The organism is Archangium sp., assembly GCF_057119385.1.
The window spans coordinates 1-20,860 of the sequence record NZ_DBNGVP010000102.1 but is presented as its reverse complement, the minus strand read 5'-3'; the positions used below and the strand labels follow the sequence as shown (position 1 = coordinate 20,860).

General features: G+C 68.7%; 21 protein-coding genes and 1 pseudogene. 12 read left to right on the top strand and 10 right to left on the bottom strand.

Going from position 1 to position 20,860, the window contains the following annotated elements:
* Positions 1-3 precede the first annotated feature (3 nt).
* Both AC16DP_RS24825 and AC16DP_RS24820 read right to left on the bottom strand, forming a co-directional pair.
* Positions 4-675 carry a metallophosphoesterase gene (locus tag AC16DP_RS24825; protein WP_329730128.1) on the bottom strand — a complete coding sequence of 224 codons (672 nt, stop codon included), beginning with the start codon at positions 673-675 and terminating at the stop codon, positions 4-6.
* 13 nt (positions 676-688) lie between these two features.
* Positions 689-1,681 (bottom strand): lysophospholipid acyltransferase family protein, encoded by a 993-nt coding sequence (locus AC16DP_RS24820; protein ID WP_329730127.1) that lies wholly within the window; start codon positions 1,679-1,681, stop codon positions 689-691.
* Positions 1,682-1,776: 95 nt separating this feature from the next.
* On the opposite strand from AC16DP_RS24820, the gene AC16DP_RS24815 reads away from it, so the two are divergent.
* On the top strand, positions 1,777-4,521 hold the full coding sequence (locus AC16DP_RS24815) for a M1 family metallopeptidase (protein WP_329730126.1): 2,745 nt from the start codon (positions 1,777-1,779) through the stop codon (positions 4,519-4,521).
* Positions 4,522-4,683: 162 nt separating this feature from the next.
* Complete coding sequence (locus AC16DP_RS24810; protein WP_329730125.1) at positions 4,684-4,911, top strand: hypothetical protein; 228 nt, start codon at positions 4,684-4,686, stop codon at positions 4,909-4,911.
* A 24-nt stretch (positions 4,912-4,935) separates the two neighbouring features.
* On the opposite strand, the gene AC16DP_RS24805 is transcribed toward AC16DP_RS24810, so the two are convergent.
* The gene (locus AC16DP_RS24805) at positions 4,936-5,685 is read right to left on the bottom strand and encodes an enoyl-CoA hydratase (RefSeq protein WP_329730124.1); all 750 of its coding nucleotides are present in this window, start codon (positions 5,683-5,685) and stop codon (positions 4,936-4,938) included.
* A gap of 188 nt (positions 5,686-5,873) precedes the next feature.
* Between AC16DP_RS24805 and AC16DP_RS24800 the strand changes: the two genes are divergently transcribed.
* Both AC16DP_RS24800 and AC16DP_RS24795 read left to right on the top strand, forming a co-directional pair.
* On the top strand, positions 5,874-6,569 hold the full coding sequence (locus tag AC16DP_RS24800; protein WP_329730123.1) for a DUF1361 domain-containing protein: 696 nt from the start codon (positions 5,874-5,876) through the stop codon (positions 6,567-6,569).
* A gap of 84 nt (positions 6,570-6,653) precedes the next feature.
* The gene (locus AC16DP_RS24795) at positions 6,654-6,878 is read left to right on the top strand and encodes a type II toxin -antitoxin system TacA 1-like antitoxin (protein WP_414640741.1); all 225 of its coding nucleotides are present in this window, start codon (positions 6,654-6,656) and stop codon (positions 6,876-6,878) included.
* 20 nt (positions 6,879-6,898) lie between these two features.
* Here the strand turns inward: AC16DP_RS24795 and AC16DP_RS24790 are convergent, their stop codons facing one another.
* The 3 genes from AC16DP_RS24790 to AC16DP_RS24780 are packed head-to-tail and all read right to left on the bottom strand — an operon-like array spanning position 6,899 to position 10,670.
* The gene (locus AC16DP_RS24790; RefSeq protein ID WP_329730122.1) at positions 6,899-7,825 is read right to left on the bottom strand and encodes a hypothetical protein; all 927 of its coding nucleotides are present in this window, start codon (positions 7,823-7,825) and stop codon (positions 6,899-6,901) included.
* Positions 7,822-8,940 carry an AAA family ATPase gene (locus tag AC16DP_RS24785; RefSeq protein ID WP_329730121.1) on the bottom strand — a complete coding sequence of 373 codons (1,119 nt, stop codon included), beginning with the start codon at positions 8,938-8,940 and terminating at the stop codon, positions 7,822-7,824. Before AC16DP_RS24785 ends, AC16DP_RS24790 begins: the two co-directional genes overlap by 4 nt.
* The gene (locus AC16DP_RS24780) at positions 8,937-10,670 is read right to left on the bottom strand and encodes a DUF262 domain-containing protein (RefSeq protein WP_329730120.1); all 1,734 of its coding nucleotides are present in this window, start codon (positions 10,668-10,670) and stop codon (positions 8,937-8,939) included. The genes AC16DP_RS24785 and AC16DP_RS24780 overlap by 4 nt, the downstream gene beginning before the upstream one ends.
* Positions 10,671-10,841: 171 nt before the next feature.
* Between AC16DP_RS24780 and AC16DP_RS24775 the strand changes: the two genes are divergently transcribed.
* Together AC16DP_RS24775 and AC16DP_RS24770 are read left to right on the top strand one after the other, a co-directional pair.
* Entirely contained in the window at positions 10,842-11,750 is a 909-nt protein-coding gene (locus AC16DP_RS24775; RefSeq protein WP_329730119.1) for an ATP-binding protein, read from the top strand.
* On the top strand, positions 11,729-11,944 hold the full coding sequence (locus AC16DP_RS24770; RefSeq protein WP_329730118.1) for a hypothetical protein: 216 nt from the start codon (positions 11,729-11,731) through the stop codon (positions 11,942-11,944). Before AC16DP_RS24775 ends, AC16DP_RS24770 begins: the two co-directional genes overlap by 22 nt.
* 23 nt (positions 11,945-11,967) lie before the next feature.
* On the opposite strand, the gene AC16DP_RS24765 is transcribed toward AC16DP_RS24770, so the two are convergent.
* Positions 11,968-12,888: a ribose-phosphate diphosphokinase gene (locus AC16DP_RS24765; protein WP_329730117.1), complete on the bottom strand. Its 921-nt coding sequence runs from the start codon at positions 12,886-12,888 to the stop codon at positions 11,968-11,970.
* 194 nt (positions 12,889-13,082) lie between these two features.
* On the opposite strand from AC16DP_RS24765, the gene AC16DP_RS24760 reads away from it, so the two are divergent.
* Genes AC16DP_RS24760 through orn form a run of 3 tightly spaced genes read left to right on the top strand, consistent with a single transcriptional unit; the run spans position 13,083 to position 15,082 of the window.
* Complete coding sequence (locus AC16DP_RS24760; protein WP_329730116.1) at positions 13,083-13,766, top strand: phosphoribosyltransferase; 684 nt, start codon at positions 13,083-13,085, stop codon at positions 13,764-13,766.
* 19 nt (positions 13,767-13,785) lie between these two features.
* Complete coding sequence (locus AC16DP_RS24755) at positions 13,786-14,460, top strand: dienelactone hydrolase family protein (protein WP_329730115.1); 675 nt, start codon at positions 13,786-13,788, stop codon at positions 14,458-14,460.
* A 52-nt stretch (positions 14,461-14,512) separates the two neighbouring features.
* Positions 14,513-15,082: an oligoribonuclease gene (gene orn / locus AC16DP_RS24750; RefSeq protein WP_329730114.1), complete on the top strand. Its 570-nt coding sequence runs from the start codon at positions 14,513-14,515 to the stop codon at positions 15,080-15,082.
* A gap of 52 nt (positions 15,083-15,134) precedes the next feature.
* Here orn and AC16DP_RS24745 read toward each other — a convergent pair whose 3' ends face one another.
* The 3 genes from AC16DP_RS24745 to AC16DP_RS24735 all read right to left on the bottom strand — a co-directional run bounded on the left by AC16DP_RS24745 (position 15,135) and on the right by AC16DP_RS24735 (position 18,693).
* Positions 15,135-15,491: a response regulator gene (locus tag AC16DP_RS24745; protein WP_329730113.1), complete on the bottom strand. Its 357-nt coding sequence runs from the start codon at positions 15,489-15,491 to the stop codon at positions 15,135-15,137.
* Positions 15,488-17,017: an ATPase domain-containing protein gene (locus AC16DP_RS24740; RefSeq protein WP_414640740.1), complete on the bottom strand. Its 1,530-nt coding sequence runs from the start codon at positions 17,015-17,017 to the stop codon at positions 15,488-15,490. Before AC16DP_RS24740 ends, AC16DP_RS24745 begins: the two co-directional genes overlap by 4 nt.
* 92 nt (positions 17,018-17,109) lie before the next feature.
* Positions 17,110-18,693: a class I adenylate-forming enzyme family protein gene (locus AC16DP_RS24735; RefSeq protein ID WP_329730111.1), complete on the bottom strand. Its 1,584-nt coding sequence runs from the start codon at positions 18,691-18,693 to the stop codon at positions 17,110-17,112.
* A gap of 74 nt (positions 18,694-18,767) precedes the next feature.
* Here AC16DP_RS24735 and AC16DP_RS24730 point away from each other — a divergent pair, with 74 nt between their 5' ends.
* From AC16DP_RS24730 to AC16DP_RS24720, 3 genes and pseudogenes are all read left to right on the top strand, one after another.
* Positions 18,768-18,995 carry a DUF3185 family protein gene (locus AC16DP_RS24730; RefSeq protein WP_329730110.1) on the top strand — a complete coding sequence of 76 codons (228 nt, stop codon included), beginning with the start codon at positions 18,768-18,770 and terminating at the stop codon, positions 18,993-18,995.
* 189 nt (positions 18,996-19,184) lie between these two features.
* Entirely contained in the window at positions 19,185-19,679 is a 495-nt protein-coding gene (locus AC16DP_RS24725) for a CinA family protein (protein ID WP_414640739.1), read from the top strand.
* 304 nt (positions 19,680-19,983) lie between these two features.
* Positions 19,984-20,860: pseudogene (locus tag AC16DP_RS24720) on the top strand (DUF2380 domain-containing protein); the annotation flags it as partial.

Sequence of the window (20,860 nt, the reverse complement as noted above, 5' to 3'; positions counted from 1 at the left end):
GGTTCACGCAGGCCCGTCGAGGTCCATGTACGTCCGCTTCGCCTTCACCGAGTAGAAGCGGGCCTCGGGCAGCACGTAGGCGGTGAGCTCGTGGCCGTACACGCAGCCCGAGTCCAGGCCAATGGCATACGGGTGGCGCTGCACGCCTCGCAGCGCGTCGTGGCCGAAGATGACGAGCTCGGGCCCCTTCCACAGGCTCGCCCAGGGAACTCCGGCGTCCATCTTCTTCGAGGGCTCTCCCTCCGGCGTGATGCTGCGCAGGTTGAGCATCAGCTCCGGCTTCTGCGCCTCCAGCGGCACGCCGGGCACCAGGCCCCCGTGCACCACGCGCACGTTCAGCTCGGGGAAGTGGCGGTGCACGGGCAGCGACTCGAGGTACGCCCAGTCCGCGTCCTCCAGCGTGTCCAGCACCTGCCTGTGCTCACGCTTGAGCTTCTTGCCCTCGGGCATCTTCCCCGCGCGCCAGCGCAGCACGTGCTCGTCGTGGTTGCCCCGTACCGCGAGAAACCCACGCTCCCTCGCCCGGCGCACCACGCCCGCCGAGTCCGGGCCCTTCGCCACCAGGTCCCCCACCAGCACCACCCGGTCTCCCCGCCGGTGGCCGCACGCGTGCAGCAGCGCGTCGAGCTCCTCCGCGCAGCCGTGCACGTCTCCGATGAAGAGGGTCCGCGCCATCGTCCTCGTGGAGTCAACCCGGGAGGGCGGCCGGGGCTTCCGGCGACGGCGGCTGCACCTTCCAGCGCCGGTGCAGCCACAGCCACTGGTCCGGGTAGCGCCGCACGTACTTCTCCAGCACCGCCGTCACCGCCGCCGTGTGCGCCGTGGTGGCGTCCTGCTCGCCCAGGCCCTCGGGGACCGGAATCGGCCCCTCCACTTCCAGCCGCAGCTTCTGCCCGCTCTCGTCGCGAATCCCCATCACCACGAACACGGGCGCGCCCGTGCGCCGGGCCACCACCGCCATGGCCGGCGTGGTGGACGCGGGCCGGCCGAAGAAGGGCACGAACACCGCCGCCTTCGCCGGCAGCGACTGGTCCAGCAGCATCAGCACCGTCTCGCCCAGCTTCACCGCCTCCGACGCCTCGGCGATGGCGCCCTTGGGGTAGATGAGCCCCGCGCCCGCGGCGATGCGGTTGTCCACGATGCGCATGTTGAGCGCGCCCTTCAGGGGCCGCACCAGGGCGTTGAGCGGAATCCCGCGCCGCAGCAACATCTTCCCCGCGCGCTCCCAGTTGCCGAAGTGCGCCGTCACCAGCAGCGCGCCCTGGCCCCTGGCGATGTTGGCCTTGAGCGCCTCCCAGGCCTCGCCCTTCACCTCGGGAATCTCCCAGTGGGGGTCCACGTGGTCCTTCTCGTCGATGGACTCGAGCACCACGCGGGCCATGGTGATGTAGGCCCCGAGGGCAATCCGGCGCCGCTCCGCGTCACTCATCTCCGGGTAGGCGTGCGTGAGGTTCTCCAGGGCCACGCGCAGGCGGATGCCGAGGGTGAACGCCAGCCAGCCGACGAAGCGGGCGAGCCCATCCTTCCAGGAGGCGGGCAGCGCGCACACCGCGTCCATCACCCGGTTGGCGAGCCACCCCACCACGGGAGACGGGCGCTCGCCGAGCACCTGGACGAGCCGTGCGGGCGGGAGCGGGAGGGGGAGGCGGGGGGAGTCGGGGGACGGAGCGGGGGCGGACACGGCGGCGCACTCCACCTGGAAGTGGGGTGGCAGGCAAGGGGGCTCCCACTGCCCGTCGCTACCCCGCCTGCCCGTCCTGGGCTAGACCGTGCGCCATGCCCAGACTCTCCCGACGCGCTTCGTTCGCCCTCCTGGCCGCCCTGACGGCCTGTGGTGCCCGTCAGCCCGTTCCCACGCCGGAGGCCAGCCCTCCCGCCTCGTCGAGCCCCGCGGCGCAGGTGGTGGCCACGAACCGGCCCGAGCCGGTCTCGCCCGCCCTGCGCCTGCCCACCCAGGTGCGCCCCACCGGCTACACGGTGGAGCTCACCGTGGACCCCGCGGCCCCCGTCTTCCAGGGCGTGGTGGACATGGACCTGGAGGTGAAGGAGGCCACGGACGCCCTCTGGCTCCACGGCCGCTACCTCACCGTGCGCGAGGCCACGCTCACCGTGGACGGCGTCTCCGAGGTCCTCACGCGGGTGAAGGGCAAGGAGGACTTCCTCGGCTTCGTCCCGGCGCGCCCGCTGAAGCCCGGCGCCGCGCACCTGCGCATCGCCTACGAGGGCCAGCTCTCCGAGCGCGAGACGACGGGCGCCTTCCGCGCGAAGGACGATGGCGCGTGGTACGCCTACACCCAGTTCGAGCCCGTGGGGGCGCGGCGCGTCTTCCCGTGCTTCGACGAGCCGGGCTTCAAGGTGCCCTGGCAGCTCACCTTCCACGTGCCCGCGGGCAACGTGGCCGTCACCAACACGCCGCTGGTGAACGAGGAGCCGCGCGCCTCGGGGGGCACCACCTTCCGCTTCGCGCGGACGCAGCCGCTGCCCAGCTACCTCATCGCCTTTGGCGTGGGCCCGTTCGACTTCCTCGAGGCGGCGCCCTCGGGGCAGAAGGGGGTGCGCACCCGCATCGTCACGCCCAGGGGCCGCAGCGTGGAGGGCACCTATGCCGCGAAGGTGACGCCGGAGATTCTCGCCCGGCTGGAGGACTACTTCGGCATGCCCTTCCCGTACGAGAAGCTGGACGTGCTGGCGGTGCCGCTGTTCGGCGGGGCCATGGAGCACCCGGGCCTGGTGACGTTCAACTCGGGGTCCGTGCTCGCCAGACCGGGCGAGGACTCGGTGGGCCGGCAGCGCGGCTTCTACAACACGCAGATGCACGAGCTGGCGCACCAGTGGTTCGGCGACCTGGTGACGATGGCGTGGTGGGATGACCTGTGGCTCAACGAGTCCTTCGCCACCTGGGCGACGCCGCGCATGGTCGAGTCCGCCCAGCCCACGTGGGACGCCCCCGTCGAGCGGGTGCGGGGCCGCTCCTACGCGTTGGGCACGGACAGCCTGGTGACGGCGCGCCGCATCCGCCAGCCCATCCAGCGGCCGGATGACATCCTCGGCGCCTTCGACGGCATCACCTACGGCAAGGGCGCGGCGGTGCTGACCATGGTGGAGGGGTGGCTGGGCCGGGACGTCTTCCAGCGCGGGGTGCAGCGCCACATGCGGGCCCATGCCCACGGCAACGCCACCGCGAAGGACTTCCTCGACGCGCTCTCGGCCGAGGCGGGCCAGGACGTGTCCGGTGTGCTCGGCTCCTTCCTGGACCAGGGCGGCGCGCCGCTCGTCACCACGCGGCTGGACTGCTCGGGCAAGGTGCCGGTGGTGCGGCTGTCGCAGAGCCGCTTCCTGCCGCTGGGCTCCGCGGGGGACGCGAAGCAGGAGTGGAAGGTGCCCCTGTGCGTGCGCTACGGCTCGGGCAAGGGGTCCGGCCGCGCCTGCACGGTGCTCCAGGGCGAGTCCGCCGAGCTGCCCCTGCCCGAGGCGAAGACGTGCCCCACCTGGGTGATGCCCAACGCGGACGGCGCGGGCTACTACCGCTCCGCCCTGGACACGCAGATGCTGGGCCGGCTGCTCTCCACCGAGAGCCGCCACCTCTCGCGCGCCGAGCGCGTGGCCCTCCTGGGTGACGTGCAGGCGCTGGTGAACGCCGGGGCGATGCCGGCCGCGGACGCGCTCGGCCTGCTGCCGGGGCTGGCCGGGGAGCGGGACCGCCAGGTGTTCCAGGCGTCGCTGGAGCTGCTGGGCATGCTCCGGCCCTCGCTGCTGTCCGACGCGCGCCAGGCGGACCGGGAGCGCTTCCTGCGCGACACGTATGGGGCGCGGGCCCGGGCGCTCGGCTTCACCCCGCGCGCCAACGAGGACGAGGACACGCGGCTCCTGCGGCCCCTGCTGCTCGAGATTGCCGGCGAGCAGGGCGGGGACCCGAAGCTGGTGGCCGAGGCGAAGCAGCTGACGCAGCAGTGGCTGACGGACGGCAAGGCGGTGTCTCCGGAGCTGCTGCGCACGGCGCTGGGCATCGCCTCGGCGCACGGGGACGCGGCGCTGCATGGCAGGCTGATGACGGCCATGCGCTCGGAGAAGGATCGCCGCAAGCGCGAGCACCTGGTGAGCGCGCTCTCGGGCTTCCGCGAGCCGGCGCTGGTGGAGGAGAACCTGAAGCTGCTGCTGGACAGCTCGGTGGACATGCGCGAGGTGGCGCGGCTGCTCTTCGCCGCGGGCCAGGACCTGCGCTCGCGGGACGTGGCCTACGCCTTCGTGAAGGAGAACTACGACGCGCTCGCCGCGCGGCTGCCGGAGGAGCGGCTGGGGGCGCTGGTGTGGACGGTGGCCGCCTACTGCGACCCGGTGCACCGCCAGGAGGCCGCCGCCTTCTTCACCGAGCGCATGGAGCGCGCCCCGGGTGGAACCCGCTCGCTGGCTCAGGCGTTGGAGCGCATGGACCTGTGCATCGCCTTCAAGGCGGCGCAGGGCTCCAGCGTCGAGTCCTTCCTCGCCTCGCCGAAGAAGGTGCCGACGCGCCCCGGCCGCTGAGTCCTGTCGTCCCCAGGACACTCAGGGCTTTCCGGGCTTTGGCTGGAAAACAGATTCTCCCGCCAGAGCCCGGCTGCCTTGACGCTCCCAGAGGGGGTGCCTAGCCTCTTCACCCGGAGTGGCGGTTCCCGGAGTGGAGGTCTCCCCCCCTTGGAGGCGACGATGGCGCACGCGACGGACGACGGCCTGTCTCCCCTGGTGGTTCCCCAGTCGTCGCCCTCGGAGGAGACGACGTCCGGGGAGGGTCCGCAGCGACCCAGCCTGCCGAGGACTCCACCGCGGGTGTGGCCGCCGGTGTCGCCGGCGGACATGGGGCGGGTGGTGCGGAGGCTGAAGCTGACGGCCGAGCGGCTGCGGGGCGAGGCGCCGCTGCTGGAGGGGGCGGCGTAGGCCCCTGCGGAGCGACTGCGTCCGCTACTTCTTCTTGGACAGGAAGGCGTTGAAGGCCTCGCGGGCCTCGGCGGAGCCGAGCCGTTGGATGAAGAGTGCGCCCTCGCGCGAGAGGGCGTCGTCCACGGTGGCGCGCAGGGGCTCGCGCAGCAGGCGTTTGGTGAGGCGCAGGGACTCGAGGGGCTTGGCGGCGAGCGCGGCGGCGCGCTTCTGGACCACCTCGGCGAGGCTGGCCTCGGGCACCACCTGGTTGATGATGCCGGCGCGCAGGGCGGTGGGCGCGTCGAAGGGGTCGCCGAACATGAGCAGCTCGGAGGCGAGCGCCATGCCGGCCACGCGGGGCAGCAGCACGCTGGAGGCGCCCTCGGGGCTGAGGCCGAGGTTGACGAAGGGCATGCTGAAGACGGCGCGCTCGGAGGCGGCGACGTAGTCACAGTGCAGCAGCAGGGTGGTGCCGATGCCCACGGCCACGCCATCCACGCCGGCCACCACGGGGCGCGAGAGGTGGGCCAGGGCGGCCAGGAAGCGGAAGACGGGGCTGCTCTCGCCGGTGGGCGGGTGCTCGAGGAAGTCCTTCAAGTCATTGCCCGCGGTGAAGGTGCCGCCCGAGCCGGTGAGGACCACCACGCGCACGGCGTCATTGGCGTCGGCCTCGACGAGGGCGCGGGCGGCCGCGTCGTACATCTCGCCGGTGAAGGCGTTCTTCTTCTGGGGCCGGTTGAAGGTGAGGGAGAGGACTCCGGCTTCGAGGTGGGTGAGCAGCGTGTCGGACATGGGAGGGGAGATTAACCGGAGGCCGGGGGAATGGCCCGGGGCTTGCTCTGTCCCCCGGGTGGATGCCTTCCCGCCCCGCCCACGTGTCGCGCTGTCTCCGAGTGGCCACGGTTGCCGTGCCTTCGTGTCAGCGGGGGACGCGGAGGGGCGGAACTGACCGTGGCCTCGGGGCCACACCCCGGTGAATCATGATGACCTCACGTGCCCGAGTGCTGTCCCTCCTGCGTCACCACGGATTGCCGCCGGTGCTGTGGAGCAGCGCGGTGGCGGTGGTGATGCTCTGCCTGCGGCTGGAGTGGAGTGGGAGGAGGAGCTTCATCTTCCTGGTGTGGAACCTGTTCCTGGCGTGGGTGCCGTACGGGATCGCGCTGCTGGCGAGGCTGCTGCAGGCGCGGGGTGAGGCGAGGGCGTGGAACCTGTTGCCCCTGGGAGGGGCGTGGCTGCTGGCGTTTCCGAACGCGCCGTACCTGCTGACGGACTTCATCCACCTGAAGCCGAGGCCTGGGGTGCCGCTGTGGTTCGACGCGGCGATGCTGGCGAGCTTCGCGGCGACGGGGTGGCTGTTGGGGTTGTTGTCGCTGGAGGTGTGGAAGCGGCTGTTGGAGGAGCGGTGGGGGCGGGTGGCGGCGTGGGGAGGGGTGCTGGCGGTGTCGGTGTTGTGCGGCTACGGCATCTACCTGGGGCGCTTCGAGCGGTGGAACAGCTGGAACGTGCTGAACCGGCCCGGCTCGTTGCTGGAGGCGGTGCTGGGGCACGTGAGCGAGCCGCTGGAGTACCGGTGGCTGGTGGGGACGACGGGGGTGTTCGCGGGGCTGGTGCTGCTCTCGTATCTCGTGTTCGAGACACTGGTGCAGCGGCGCCGGACGGAGCGGGCCGGTGCTTGAACTTGTTCAACAGTTGGACGAGTTTCAGGAGAGCGCACCCGAGAGGGTCCTATCGAGACCACTTTCGGCTCTTGGGAGAAGAGCATGATTCAGCCCGGAGCGACTGATTCAGAAGAGTACGTGGAATGGCTCGCTCAGCGTGAACGCATCGTTCTGTCGGATGCGGACTTCGAGCACGTGCAGAAGATTTTGGAGAAACCGCCTGGACCGACTCCAAATTTGAAAGAAGCCGTCGCGAGGCGAAACAGGCGGAGGCGCAGGAGTGAGGCCAATCAGCGAGTTGTGGAAGTGCGCTCGGGGCGGGATTGAGTTGCTTCTCACTGACTACTTCAGTGCTTGTGCGGTCCCACGTCGCCGATGATTGCCTTGCACGTTGATTCCTGAGGGTCGAAATAGAGCCGGTGTCCATCCGGCAGCTTCGTTTTCCACCGAAAAAGACGCGTGACGCCGTCTGGACACAGGAATGTCCGCTCGCCTGGATACTCCCTCAGTTGCGTCGGGCTGTCCGGCGTGACTTTGAACGGGACTTTGTCCGGGTCGAATACCTTGCCATCCCACGCCGAAAAGAAGTCTTGCAAGTCGCGCAGCCGCGCTTTGACCTGCTTGAAGAGATCCGTTCCTGAGCCGAACGCTTCGAGTGCATTCTCCACGTGTGCGCAGAACTCAAGCGCTGGGTAGAGTTCAGCACGTCTCTTCCACAGGTCTCTCGCGTCGGTTGGTTCATTCAGCGGTGGTTTCAGCCACTCGCGGTGCGCTGCGACGTGGGCTTCCACTGCTGCGTGCCGGATCTCCACTTCAGTTGGGGTGACATCGTCTTCGCTCAGCTCTGTCAGTGTGGCCTTCAGGAGTGCACGCTGCCATTTCTCGTGGCTGGGCATGCTGATCGCCAGTCCTCCGAGTTGCACTGCCGCTGCGAGTCCGTATGCGGAGGTCCCCTCGAACGTGCATTCTCCGCCCAGCAGTCGACTCCGTTCCTCTGGAGCCGTGTCTGGTCGCACCAAGGGTGATTTGGTCTGTATGCTGCGCCATGCACTCCGGAGTTCACGCGGGACGTCATCATCGTTGCGCCAATCGCGCACCGAATATCCTTCGCTGATCTCTAGCAGTCCAAGTTCCCGTTCGGCACGGAAGTTCTTCCCGCCAGCGCGCCACGAGGCCTGTATCGTGTCGACGAGCGCCTTCATCATCTCCCGTGCAGCATGGCGATTGGCGACGGGCGTAGCGGACAGCTCGTTGAAGAAGAGTTCCCTGCTCATCGAGTAGCCTCATTGATACTGAGCAGTTCCTCCAGGCTCCGATCCCATTGGTCGAAGAAGTCGCGAGGCCAGTCGGATAGCCGTCCATCTGCGTCTATCTGCGGCGACACCATTCCTCGTGCGCCTTCTCCGGCACGACGATGGAAGAAGTGGGTTCGTACCAACTCTGGCTGGATGAGCTTTTTCGCTATCGCGAGTCGTACTCCATTCAGCACGTGGTCGCTGTGGGTCTCCACTACAACCTGCACACCCTCTTTCGCCGCACGCACGAGGAACTCACCCAGTGCTTCCTGTCCGCGCGGGTGCAGATGCGCTTCGGGGTTCTCGATGATGACGAGTGACCCCGGTCTGGCTCCGAGCACCGCCACGAGGATTGGCAGTGCATAAGTGAGACCAAAGCCGACATTCGTTGACCGATAGCTGCGGCTGGCGACGTCGCCACCGGAGAAGGCATAGCGGAGTTCGGCCAGATTGAGGTTTGCAAACTCCTGGATCCGGAGCTGGGTGCCGGGACTGACCACGCTCAGCCATGCCTCCACCTGGTTGAGGAGCGACGAGGAGGCAGCGTCCTCGCGAATGAGCGCGGGAAGCTGGACTTTCTCCGTGCCGAAGATGGCTAGATAGTGGGCTGCGTACTCGCCGCTTCGCCCGAGCTGCCGCTGCTCGCGGACCGCATGGGTGGAGGTTGGAAAGGCGACTCGAGGACCGATTCGCTCCGCGGTGAGGTACTGGAACCCATCCCGAAATGGGCTCTGTTGGTACGCCTGTTCTGGGATTGGGTCGGATTTCATGGTGAGCACGTCGAGTTCCGGGCTCACATTGAAAAACCACTTCGCCTTGCTGTCATCCCACTGCAGGCCGATGCCGATTTCGTCCTTGGCGGCGCCCTCGTAGAGGGCATCTCGCCCCGTTCCCATCTCTACAAGTTCGCCGTTGAGCGCCAGAGCACCTTTTGGCAGGAGCTCGCGGAGCCACGATTGCCGGAGCAGCAGTAACGACTGGATGACTGTAGATTTCCCTGTCCCGTTGATTCCAGTCAACAAGGTCAGCGCTCCCAGTGGAACGTTCTGCTGCGCGAAGCACTTCAGGTTCGTCAGGGTAATTCCGGTGATCATTTCAGTACACCTCGCAGCAACTCGGCAACACGCTCGAACCGGATGCGCACGCGCTTGGCGTCGCCCGTGGCCTGTGTCACCGATAGGGCGAACTCCGAATCCTCCGAGAGGAGCTTCATCGAAGCCTGGTTCACTTGCTCGCGTCTTTCGGTCAAGCGAGCGAGTTCGTCGTCGGAGTGGAGGGAGAGGTTCACCGACCAGGTTTCGAAAAGCGCCTTGTTGATCGGGTTCATCCGGTCGTTTGCCTGCGTCCGTTTCCTGAAGGCGTAACGACCAAGGATTTCGTGCGCAGCCTTCATTGCTCGCAGGAAGGAACGTGAGAGCTCCTCAAGGCTGGCGGACTCCATCTTGTTCATCTGCCGCATGGCATCGTTCAGGAAGCCATCGAGATCCTGGCTGCGGTAGTGCTCAATGCTCGTCAGGCGGAAGGCGAAGAAACGGAGTATGCACTCGCGGTCTGCCATCCGTTGTGCGCGCAGGCTGCCTCCGGTGGCTTGGATGAACACCTCCTCGCGGGCGAGTTCAGCGAGGAGCTTTGAGGCAGGCCCTTGGTTCAAGGCATGCCGAATTTCCTGCGGGGTGAGCGGGAGCCCGCCGGTGTTGATGCGCTTGAAGAGGTAGTAGCGCACGTCTTCCGGCGTTCCAGGCTGGATGAGGGACACCGTGACCTGGGTCTCCTCGATGCGCCGCTGCATTGGGCGGGGGAGCTGCTGGAACTTCATGCCTTCAAACTGGCGGAGGAACTCGAGCTGGGAAAGCTCTAGCGTGCCATCCAAGATGAACCGCTTGAAAACCGTCAACCGTTGCAGGCCGTCAACGACGAGCCACCGCTCTTCATTGGTGGCATCCATGTAGAATGCTGGAATCGGAATGCGCACGAGTAGCGACTCGATAAGGCGGCTCTGCTCTCGTTCCTTCCACAGACCTCCCTCTCGCTGAAAGTCGGGCATGAGGTCGATTTCCTGCTCCTTCAAACGCTTGAGCAGTAGATCGACGGTCATCACCTTCGTTTCGATGCGGATCTTCGCTGGGTCGAAGGGCTCGATGAGGTCGAGTGTGCTGGTGTCGTCATCGTCGAGAGGTTGTGGAGCGGATTCGAGAAGGCCCGAGTGCGGGGCTGCTGGCTTGTCCTTTTCCGGGATGTCATTGCGCAATAACACCGTGGGGAGCGGCAGATTTGGTACATCGCTTAGATGTTTGCGCTCTAACTCTTGGATACGAGAAGCGAGCAACCTTGCGGTGTCGAGTTTGACAAGGTCTTCGATGTCGTTGGGTACGTGGCATCTGAAAGCCCTAGATGGGGCATCTGAATTAATTCCGTTGCTCAGACGAGCACAGCTAAGGAGTGACAAGACCGCTTGGTAATCAGCGTTTGTGAGAGTTGCGTCACTTTCCCGCATCTTTGCCCACGTAAACCAACGTACGTCTGGGTCCTCTTCAAACTCGTGTCGCAGACGCTTGAGCACGGATTCAACAAGCCGCATCGAGCGGACCGCAGAGCTGGACTCAAGCATGCCGCGGAGCGTGGGCGAGTACAGGTCATTGTGCTGCGAATTAACCTGCTCCACATAAATCGGAACAAGCGCCGCCATCGCTGCATTGAACGGTTCACGTTCCATGCGGTGTGCTTTGCGGAGCCGCTTCCCAGAGATCTGTTCGCCGGTCTCAAGAAAGTGGTGCGTCACCGTGTCCAGTAACTGTCGGGTGTTCCCCTCAAAAGGTGGCGCCACTGTGTCCCTCGTCTTTGCGTCGTCGTGTTCAAGACTCTGCTATCGTTGTAGGGCTCGGAAAACAAGGTCAAGCCCACGGGATGAACGCTCGTAGGCAATGGGCCTGTGGAGCCAGCGAGTTGCTCTGGCGTGCATGGCCCAACATGTTCTTGCTCCTGCTACCGTGCCTGCATGCCTCGCTGTTTCAACACCGATGGCCCGTGCCATGCGGCCACCCATTACCTGCTGCCGCCACTGCGGCGTTTGCCCGAGGTGCACCGGCTCATCGAGCAGCAGTGCTTCTGGGTCCTCCATTCCCCGAGGTTGGTGGGCAAAACGACGGTGCTGCGGGCGTTGGCGGCAGAGCTTACTGCCTCTAACTGCTACGCCGCGCTTTACGTCTCCTTCAATGAGGGTGCGGTGGCCGGGGACGATTTCGCCGAGGTCCAGCGGGCCATCCTCTCGCGCATACACCACGGAGCCAGACTCCATCTGCCTGCGGAATTGTGTCCGCCGCCCTTTCCCAAGGCACCCGAGAGCACGCTCCTGGACTCGGCTCTTTCCAGCTGGGCGCGTACCTGCCCCCGGCCTCTGGTGCTCTTCTTCGACGAAATCGATGCCCTGAGCGGCCTGAGCCTCTTGAGCGTGCTGCGCCAGTTGCGCGCTGGCTTTCCTGACCGCCCCGTGGCCTTCCCCTCCTCTGTTGTCTTGTGCGGCCTTCATGAGATGCGTGACTACAAGGTGACCTCCGGGGCTCAAGACCGTATGAGCGCCGCCAGCTTCTTCAACATCACGGCGGAGTCGCTCACCCTGCGCAACTTCACGCGCGACGAGGTCGCCGAGTTGTACCAGCAACACACAGATGACACCGGGCAGATGTTCCTCCCAGAGGCCATCGACCGGGCGTTCTATTGGACGCAAGGCCAGCCCTGGCTGGTCAACGCCCTGTGGTGGAGCAGTTGGTACCCGACCGGAGTCAAGCGCTCACAGCCACTGATGTGGACGCTGCCAAGAACATTCTCCTCCAGTGCCAGGGCACCCACCTTCATCACCTCGCTCAGCACCTGCGAAAGCCGCGTGTGCGTTGCATCCTTGATCTGATTCTCGCGGGTCTCGCCCTGGGTAATGTGCCCGAGGATGATCTGCGCTTCGTCCAGGACCTGGGGCTGGTGCGCATGGCGCGAGCGGGGGGCCAGGAGTTCTCCAACCCGCTCTACCGGGAGATGTGCTGCGCGCCTGAGCACCCTCCGGCGGCGAGCGGCGCCAACTGGTCCGACCATCGGACCAGTTGCTGACTCGCGCGCCCGGGAGGTCTCTCTCAGCGCGGGCGCACGTGGGCCGTGACGCGGCAGATGGCGTCGGCGAGCAGCGGGGCGAGGCTCACCACCTCGTGCTGGAAGGGCAGCCCCTTGGGCGGCACCAGGCTGTCGGTGGAGAGGAGGCGGCGGATGGGCACCTTGCTCAGCCGCTCCACCGCGGGGCCCACCAGCAGCGCGTGTGTGGCCACCACGGTGATGTCGTCGGCGCTGCCCGCCTCGAGCACCGCTTCCGCCGTCGCCGCGATGGTGCCCGCGGTGGAGATGAGGTCATCCACGATGATGGGCCGCAGTCCGCGCACCTCGCCCACCAGTCCCCGGACGTTCACCTCGGAGCCACTCGTCCGGCTCTTGTGCACGATGGCCATGGGCAGTCCGAGCTGCCGCGCATACCGCTCGGCCAGCTTCACCGCGCCCAGGTCCGGGGACACCACCACCGCGCCCGGGCCCGCGTAGGGCCGCACGGCCTCGGCCAGCAGCGTGCCCGCGTTGAGGTGCTCCAGCGGCACGGTGAAGCACCCCTCCAGCGAGGCCGTGTGCAGGTTCACCGCCATCAGCCGGTCGAAGTGCCCGCGCACCAGCAGGTCCGCCACCAGCTTGCCGCCGAGCGCCTCGCCGGGGTTGGTGCGCCGGTCCTGCCGCGCGTAGCCGAAGTAGGGCAGTACCGCCATGATGCGCGCCGCGCCCGCGCGCCAGCACGCGTCCGCCATCAGCAGCAGCTCCAGCAGGTTCTCCCCCACCGGCGGCGCGGTGGGCTGGATGATGCACACGTTGCGCCCGCGCACGTCCTCGCCGAGCTCCACATGCTGCTCGCCATCCGGGAAGCGCTCGAGCTTGCAGCCGCCGAGGGGGCTGCCGAGTGCCCAGGCGAGGGCCTCGCCCAGGGGGCGGTTCGCGGTGCCGCTGAAGACGGTCAGGTCCATGGTCCCCTCCGCATCCCGCGGGGCCGGACTGGCCGGGGCGGGTGGGGCGCATCATCCCTCATTCCGGGCCTCCCGGGTCGCGGGATTCGCGCACCCGTGCCGAGAGGGCGTCCCGGCCCTCGGAGGCGTGCCGGGAGCCAATGGCGCGCGCCGTGCTTCTCCTAGAGGGGAGACCCTCGCCCCCGGGAGGAGCCATGCGCTTTCGAGACAGGACGGACGCGGGCCGGCAGCTGGCGGCCCTGTTGACGGGATACGCGGCCGAGTCGCCCCTGGTGCTCGGCCTGCCGCGCGGCGGGATTCCGGTGGCGAACGAGGTGGCCCGGGCGCTCGGGGCGCCGCTGGACGTATGGGTGGTGCGCAAGGTGGGGGCGCCGGGGCAGCCGGAGCTGGGCCTGGGGGCGGTGGCCGAGGGCGGGGCGCTCTTCCTGGACCGGGAGATGATGCGCTCGCTGGGCTTCTCCGAGACGGAGGTGATGCAGACGGCCGAGCGGGAGGCGCGGGAGGTGGCGGCCCGTATTGCCCGGTTCCGGGGCGTGCGGCCGGCGCCCGTGCTCGAGGGCCGCACGGTCATCCTGGTGGACGATGGCGTGGCCACGGGCGGCACGGTGCGAGCGGCCCTCCGGGCGCTGAGGACGCGGCGTCCGCGCAGAATCATCCTCGCGGTACCGGTGGGAGCGGTGGAGTCGCTGGACGCGCTGAGCGCGGAGGCGGACGAGGTGGTGTGCGTGCACCCGGCCGAGTTCATGAGCTCGGTGGGCGAGTTCTACGACGACTTCCGGCAGACGACGGACGAGGAGGTGCAGGCGGTGCTGGCGCGGATGCGGAGGGAGCAGGGGCCCGAGTCGGCGATGAACGCCGGGGATGCGTGGTGGGTGTGAGCTTCAGAGGAGGAGCGACATGGCGGTGGAACGGGAAGTCGAGGTGGTGGCGGGAGGAGCGCGGCTCGGGGGGACGCTCGCGGTGCCGGATGGGGCGCGGGGGCTGGTCATCTTCGCGCACGGCAGTGGGAGCAGCCGGCACAGCCCGCGCAACCGGTACGTGGCGTACACGCTGAGGACGGCGGGGTTGGGGACGCTGCTGTTCGACCTGCTGACGGAGGACGAGGAAGCGGAGGACGAGGTGACGGGGGAATTGCGCTTCGACATCGACTTCCTGGCGAGGCGGTTGGGGCAGGTGACGGACTGGGTGTTCGCGAATCCGGAGTTGAGCCGGCTGAGGGTGGGCTACTTCGGCTCGAGCACGGGGGCGGCGGCGGCGCTGGTGGCGGCGGCGGAGAAGCCGGAGGCGATCGGCGCGGTGGTGTCGCGGGGAGGGAGGGCGGACCTGGCGGGGGGCGCGCTGCAGCGGGTGAGGGCGCCGACGCTGCTCATCGTGGGAGGGGCGGATGACATCGTGCTGGACCTGAACGAGCGGGCGCTGGAGCAGATGATTGCGCCGAAGGCGCTGGAGGTGATTCCGGGGGCGACGCACCTGTTCGAGGAGCGAGGAGCGCTGGAGCGGGTGGCGGAGCTGGCGGCGGGCTGGTTCACGCGCTTCCTGGGCGGGACGCTGGAGGTCGAGGCGAGACCCTGAAGGTGCGGGTATCCGTCCCCGTTCTGGAAACCCGGGGTAGACTGCGCGTCCCATGCCCGCACCGACCTCGCCCCCGTGTTTCGTCTGGCTCGATCTGGAGATGACCGGACTGGACCCCGATGAATCGGTCATCATCGAGATCGGGGTCATCATCACGGGGCCGGACCTGGTGCCGAAGGCGGAGATGGAGCGGGTCATCTGGCAGCCGGACGAGGCGCTGGGCCGGATGGAGCCGGTGGTGAAGGAGATGCACACGCGCAACGGGCTGCTCAAGAAGGTGCGCGAGTCCTCGACGTCGCTGCGCGTGGCCGAGCGGGAAATCACCGAGCTGGTGATGAAGCACTGTGGGATGAACGAGGGCATCCTGTGTGGCAACTCCATCCACACGGACCGGCGCTTCCTGGCGAAGTACATGCCGATGCTGGACCGCTACCTGCACTACCGGCAGGTGGACGTGACGAGCATCAAGGTGCTGGGCAACGCGTGGTTCCCGGACATGGTGCCGCTCAAGAAGACGTCGTCGGGGCACACGGCGCTGGCGGACCTGCGCGCGAGCATCGCCGAGCTGACGCACTACCGCACGCACCTGTTCCGCGCGGCCACGGGCGGGAGCGGGACCTGAGGGTGCCCGGGGTGTAGACCCCCACCCCGCCCGGGGGGAGAGGGAGTGCGCCTCAGTGCGCCTTGTTCAGCTCGGCGGCCACGGTGTCCAGCAGGTCATCGAGCTCGAAGGGCTTGGCGAGGAAGCGGCTGCCCTGCAGCTCCGACTTGGAGACGCGCCCGGCGCTCATCACCACCACGGGGGTGGTGCGCAGCTCCGGGTCCTCCTTGAGCCGGCGCAGCATCTCCTGCCCGTCCATCACCGGCATCATCAAATCCAGCAGGATGAGGTCCGGGCGGTCCTTGCGCACGTGGTCGAGTCCCTCGGCCCCGTTGGCGGCGGTGGACACCTCGTACCCCTCCACGGAGAGAATGTCCGTGAGGGCCTCCAGGATGGCCACCTCGTCATCCACGATGAGGAGCTTGCTCATGCGCGGCTCCGCTTCCGGGAGGGCTGGCGCCGGACCGCCTTCTTGAGACGGGAGCGCTTCGTCTTCACATTCAGCGGCCGGGCCAGTCCGGTGAGGATGGCCTCGGCGCTCTCGAAGGTCTCGGCCACGTCGATGCCCCGAGTCGAGATGGAGAATTCACGCAGCGAGGGCTGATAGTCGCTCTCGCGCATCTTGAGGATGGACAGCATCCGGTACAGCTGGGCGCGGAACTCCACATACCGGAGGAAGACGATGTTGTCGACGATGGCTTCCACGCCCTCCAGCCTTGCTTCCAGCCGGGGGCCGAAGAGCACCTGGGTCTGCTGGGTCATCACCGAGGTGACGCCCCGGGAGCGCAGCACGTTGAGCAGCGCGGTGAGGAAGCCCGGGGCCCGGCTGGGCTCCAGCGGCTCCTGCATCAGGGGCTCCAGGCCGTCGAGCACCAGCCGCTGGATGCCGTGGCGCTCCACCAGGTCCAGCAGCTCGTGCGCCAGCGCGTCCGGGAGCGTCTCCACCGCCGCCCGTGTCTCCACCACCAGCCGGCCCGAGTCCACCCAGGGCCGCAGCCGCAGGCCCACGCCGTCGGCCTTCGCCAGCAGCCGGGGGGGCGTCTCCATGAAGCCGAAGTAGAGGCCGGGCTCGCCCTGGCGCGCGCCGCTCTCCAGGAAGTGCAGCCCCAGCAGCGTCTTGCCGCTGCCCGGCGAGCCGAGCAACAGCGTGGACGAGTGGGGCCGCACCCCGCCCTGCATCATCTCGTCCAGGTGAGGCAGACCGAAGCCCTGCCGCCGCTCCAACTCCAGCTCCTCCTGGGGTGGCTCGCGGTGCAGGCTCTCCAGGCGCGGGTAGACGCTCAGCCCCTGCTCGGTGATGTCGAAGGTGTGCCGGCCGAGCAGCTGGGACTCGCCGCGCAGCTTCGTCACCTCCACGGTGCGCACCGCCCGCAGTCCCCGCTGCTGCAGCTCGAGCACCACCACCCCATCCACCATGGCGAACTGCGGGTCCGCCGCGTTCTCCTGCCGGTTGGTGAGCACCAGCGTGGTGCAGCCGGCCAGCGCGTTGTGCACGCCCAGCCCGTGGAGGAACTCGCGGAAGGCCAGCACCGAGCCGGCGCTCTCCTGCGCCGCCAGCAGCCCGTCCACCACCAGCACCGTGGCCTCGTGCTCGCGCACCGCGCGGTACAGCAGCTTCGCCAGTCCCTCCAGGCCCTCGGCCTTGAGCGTGGCGTAGCCGCTCACGTAGTGCAGCGCCTGGCCGATGACGTCCCGCCGGAAGAAGTGCATGCGGCGCAGGTGCGTCGTCATCCGCCCGTGGGACTCGGACAGCATGGTGACGAACACCGCCCGCCCGCCGTTGGCCACGTGCGAGAAGCAGAGCTGGTTGCCCAGGATGGTCTTCCCCGTGCCGGGCGCGCCGGTGACCATATAGGTGCCCCCGTGGAGCCACCCACCCCTGAGCAAGGCGTCCAGACCGGGGGACCCGGTGGACACCCGCCGCGTGGACTCCTCGGGCTGCTCGGCTTCGCTCACGCTCCCCATCTCCTCTCGCCCAGTGGACACTACTGACCCCGCTTACGTCCCGAGGAGAATTCCGCTGCGAGTGTCTGCCTGTGTCCGAACGCTCACGGCTCTGTTGGCTTCTGAACGCTCGAGGGCGCGGCGTGTGTCTGGAGGCGCTCGCGCAGCAGGTGCTTCTGCACCTTGCCGAGCGCGTTGCGGGGCAGGGCGTCCACGAAGTCGACGCGGCGGGGCTTCTTGAAGCTGGCGAGCCGGTCCTTGCAGTAGTCGGCCAGCGCCTGGGCCGTGGGCGCGGGCGAGCGCGGGACGACGACGGCCACCACCTGCTCGCCGAAGTCCGGGTCCGGCAGGCCGAGCACCGCCACCTCGGCGACGCCCGGGTGCGTGGCGAGCACCTCCTCCACCTCGCGCGGGTACACGTTGAAGCCGCCGCTGATGATGAGCTCGCGCGCGCGGCCCGTAATCTGGAAGTAGCCGTCCCTGTCCCGCAGGCCGAGGTCGCCGGTACGGAACCAGCCCTCGGCGTCGAAGGACTCGGCGGTGGCGTCCGGGCGCTGCCAGTAGCCGGCGAAGACGTGGGGGCCGCGCACCTCGATTTCGCCCGTCTCGCCGTCCGGGAGCGGCTGGCGGGTACGCACGTCCACCACGCGCGCCTCCTGGCCGGGGTAGGGCATGCCCACGGTGCCGGGGCGGCGCTCGCCCTCGTAGGGGTTGGTGGTGTTCATGAGGGTCTCCGTCATGCCGTAGCGCTCGAGGATGCGCTGGCCGAACGTCTCCTCCACGTCGTGGAAGAGCTGGGGGCTGAGCGGCGCGGAGCCGGAGACGAGCAGCCGGAGGGGACGGGGACGCAGCCCGGTGCGGCGGGCCTCCTCGACGAGCCGGCCGTACATGGTGGGCACGCCGAAGAACATCGTGAGGGAGCTGTCCTCCTGGAGGGCGGAGAGGACCTCGGGGGCGGCGAAGCGGCGGCGCAGGTCCACGCTGCCACCGGAGTAGAGCGTGCCGTGCAGGCCCACCATGAGGCCGTGGGTGTGGAAGAGCGGGAGGGTGAGCAGGAGCCTGTCGTGCTCCGTCCAGCGCCAGGCCTCGGCGACGGCGCGCACGTTGGCGAGCAGGTTGCGGTGCAGCAGCATGGCGCCCTTGGAGCGGCCGGTGGTGCCGGAGGTGTAGCCGAGCACGGCGAGCTGCTCGCCCCGGGGCAGGGGCAGCGAGGCGTGGGCATCTCCCTCGGCGAGCAGCGCGTCGAAGTCCACCGTGGGCCAGGGCCCGGGCGCGCCCGGCGGCCCGTCGGGTTGCTGCTCGGTGACGAGCCACTCCAGCGCGGGCAGCTGCGCCTTGAGTGGGGCGAGCTCGGCGGCCCCGGCGGCCCCGGTGACACAGGCGCGCGCGCCGGAGTCGGAGAGGATGTGGCCCAGCTCCACCTGCCGGTACTGCGTGTTGACGAGGACGACGACGCCCCCGGCGGCTTGGGTGCCCAGGTAGGCGATGACGAAGGCGGGGCTGTTCTCCAGGAAGAGGGCCACGCGCTCGCCGGACTTCAGCCCCCGGCGCTGGAGGGCGCTGGCGAAGGCGGTGACCTGGCCGGCGAGCGGGCCGGCGGTGAAGCGCCGCTGCTCGAAGTCCAGGACGGGCCGCTCGGGAGCCTGACGGGCGCGGGAGAGGAAGAGCTCGAGGAGGGAGGTCGCCATGGGCGCGGAAGCTACCCCCGGGGAGCCCGTTCCGCACTAACCTGCGTGACTCAACACTTTCGAGGGGAAACGCCGTGGGGATCGCCCGAATCGTGGGATTCATGCTCGTCGTCGCCGGTACCGTCTTCCTGGTGACCGCCTACCGTGCCACCGGCTCGCTGTCGGAGCGCGCCGTGGAGACGTTCACCGGCCGCTACAGCGAGCGCACCCAGCGGGACCTGGTCCTGGGCGCCGCGGGCGTGGTGGGTGGCGTGCTGCTCATCGCCTTCGGCGGTGGGGGCGGCGGGCGCCGGCGCCGCTAGCGCACCTCCGTCACATCTCCCGGCCCGCCCCCCCATCCCGCTCGGATCCCTTGAATTCAATTCCCTTTCAAGAAGCGGGAAACCCGGGGGCTCGTACAGACCCGGGAGGACAGGTATGTGGGCGTGGGCTACAAGGAGGAGACGCTGGTGACGGTCCTGTGCGCCACGACGGAAGCGAGCTGCTGAGCCATGGAGGAGTCCTCGTTGGAGGAGCGGGCGCGGCGGGTGTTGGAGGCCTGCCGGCGCGCGGGTGAGCGGCTGGTGCTGGCCGAGGCGAGTACGGGAGGACTCGTGTGCGCGAGCCTCACGGACATCGCCGGGGCATCGGCCGTGGTGGAGCGCGGCTTCGTGCCCTACTCGAACGAGGCGAAGACGGAGCTGCTCGGCGTGCCGGTGGAGCTGATGGTGGCTCACGGAGCGGTCAGCGAGCAGGTGGCCCTGGCGCTTGCACAGGGGGCGCTGGTCCGCTCGCATGCCACGCTGGCGCTCGCGGAGACGGGGATCGCCGGTCCCTCGGGAGGCACGGAGGCGAAGCCCGTGGGGCTCGTCCACCTCGCGGTGGCCCGGCGGGATGGGACGCACGTGGGTGAGCGCCACGTCTTCACGGGGGACCGGAAGGAGATCCGCCGGGCGGCGGCGGCGCGAGGGTTGGAGCTGTTGCTCTCCTTGCTGGAGAGAAGCTGACTCCCCGGCATGGGGGGAGATCCCACCTCCCGGGAGACGAATGTTAGGCTCGAGGAGAGTGGCCGTGTATCGGATCGACGTCGACCAACAGCACGCCATCATCGAGCTCGTCCTGGACGGGCGCATCCGCCCGGGTGGCGCGCGAGAGCGGGACGGACAAGATCCTCCGCCGCTTCACGGACGACCAGTCGGCGCGGCGCTGGCTCATCCACGGGGACGAGGAAGCGCTCTCCGCGTAGGCTCGCTCCTCTAAACCGCGTTGAACTTCACGCCTCCTTCGGCTTCCATGGGCTGGAGGTGGATCATGCGCGCTGACTCGTCAGGGGCGAGGGGGACGGGACTGCTGCTCGTCCTGGCCCTGCTGTCCAACGCCTGTGTGTCGCTGACGTCACCGCCAGTGCGGGGGCGGAGCCTGCACTACACCCCGCACGGCGCCACCGGGACCGCAGTGGCCGGAGGGGCGCCACCCTCTCCTGCTTCCGAGACACCTGAGCGGCTGCACCGTCGCCGGGGCCCCCGGGAAGCCGTGACGGCGGTGGGCCCTGGCAACTCCGACGCGACTGGGTGGCGGAGCGCCCTCGCTGCCCACCTGGCCTTTCGCAAGGGCGTGGGCGAGGTATCCGGCTCCACCCGCCGCCTCTCCGGCGAGCTCTCCAGACTCGAGGCCAGCTACTCGGGCATTGCCCGCGTGGGCAACGGCATCTTCGTCCGCTACGTCGACCATGGCGAAGCTCAGCTGCGGTGGATTGACGCCGAGCTCGCCGCCGCCACGAAGCTCGCCGCCGAGGCGTCGCAGGTGGAGGACCCGGACATGCAGCTCGCCCTGCTGCGCATGGCGGGCCCACGGCTGGAGGCCGCGATGATGGGCTCCCTGCTGCTGGCCGTATGGGTCGACTTCCTCACCCTCACCGATGCGGCACTCTCCCGGCGCCTCAACAGCGTGGAGGTGCTCTTCATGAGGATGGATGGCTGGCAGAAGATGCTGGAGCCCGCCATGACGGCGCTCTCCTCGTTGGAGCCGGAGCAGGTGGAGGCAGCGGCGCGGGACATGCCTGCCCTGGTGGGCCACCTCACGCGCGAGCTCGCCGAGCTCCTCGAGACCATGAACAAGGGGGTGAAGGTCCTCGAGGCGGCGCTGCTGTTGAAGGAGTCCATGGAGGCGCTCACCCTCGTGTCGGCGC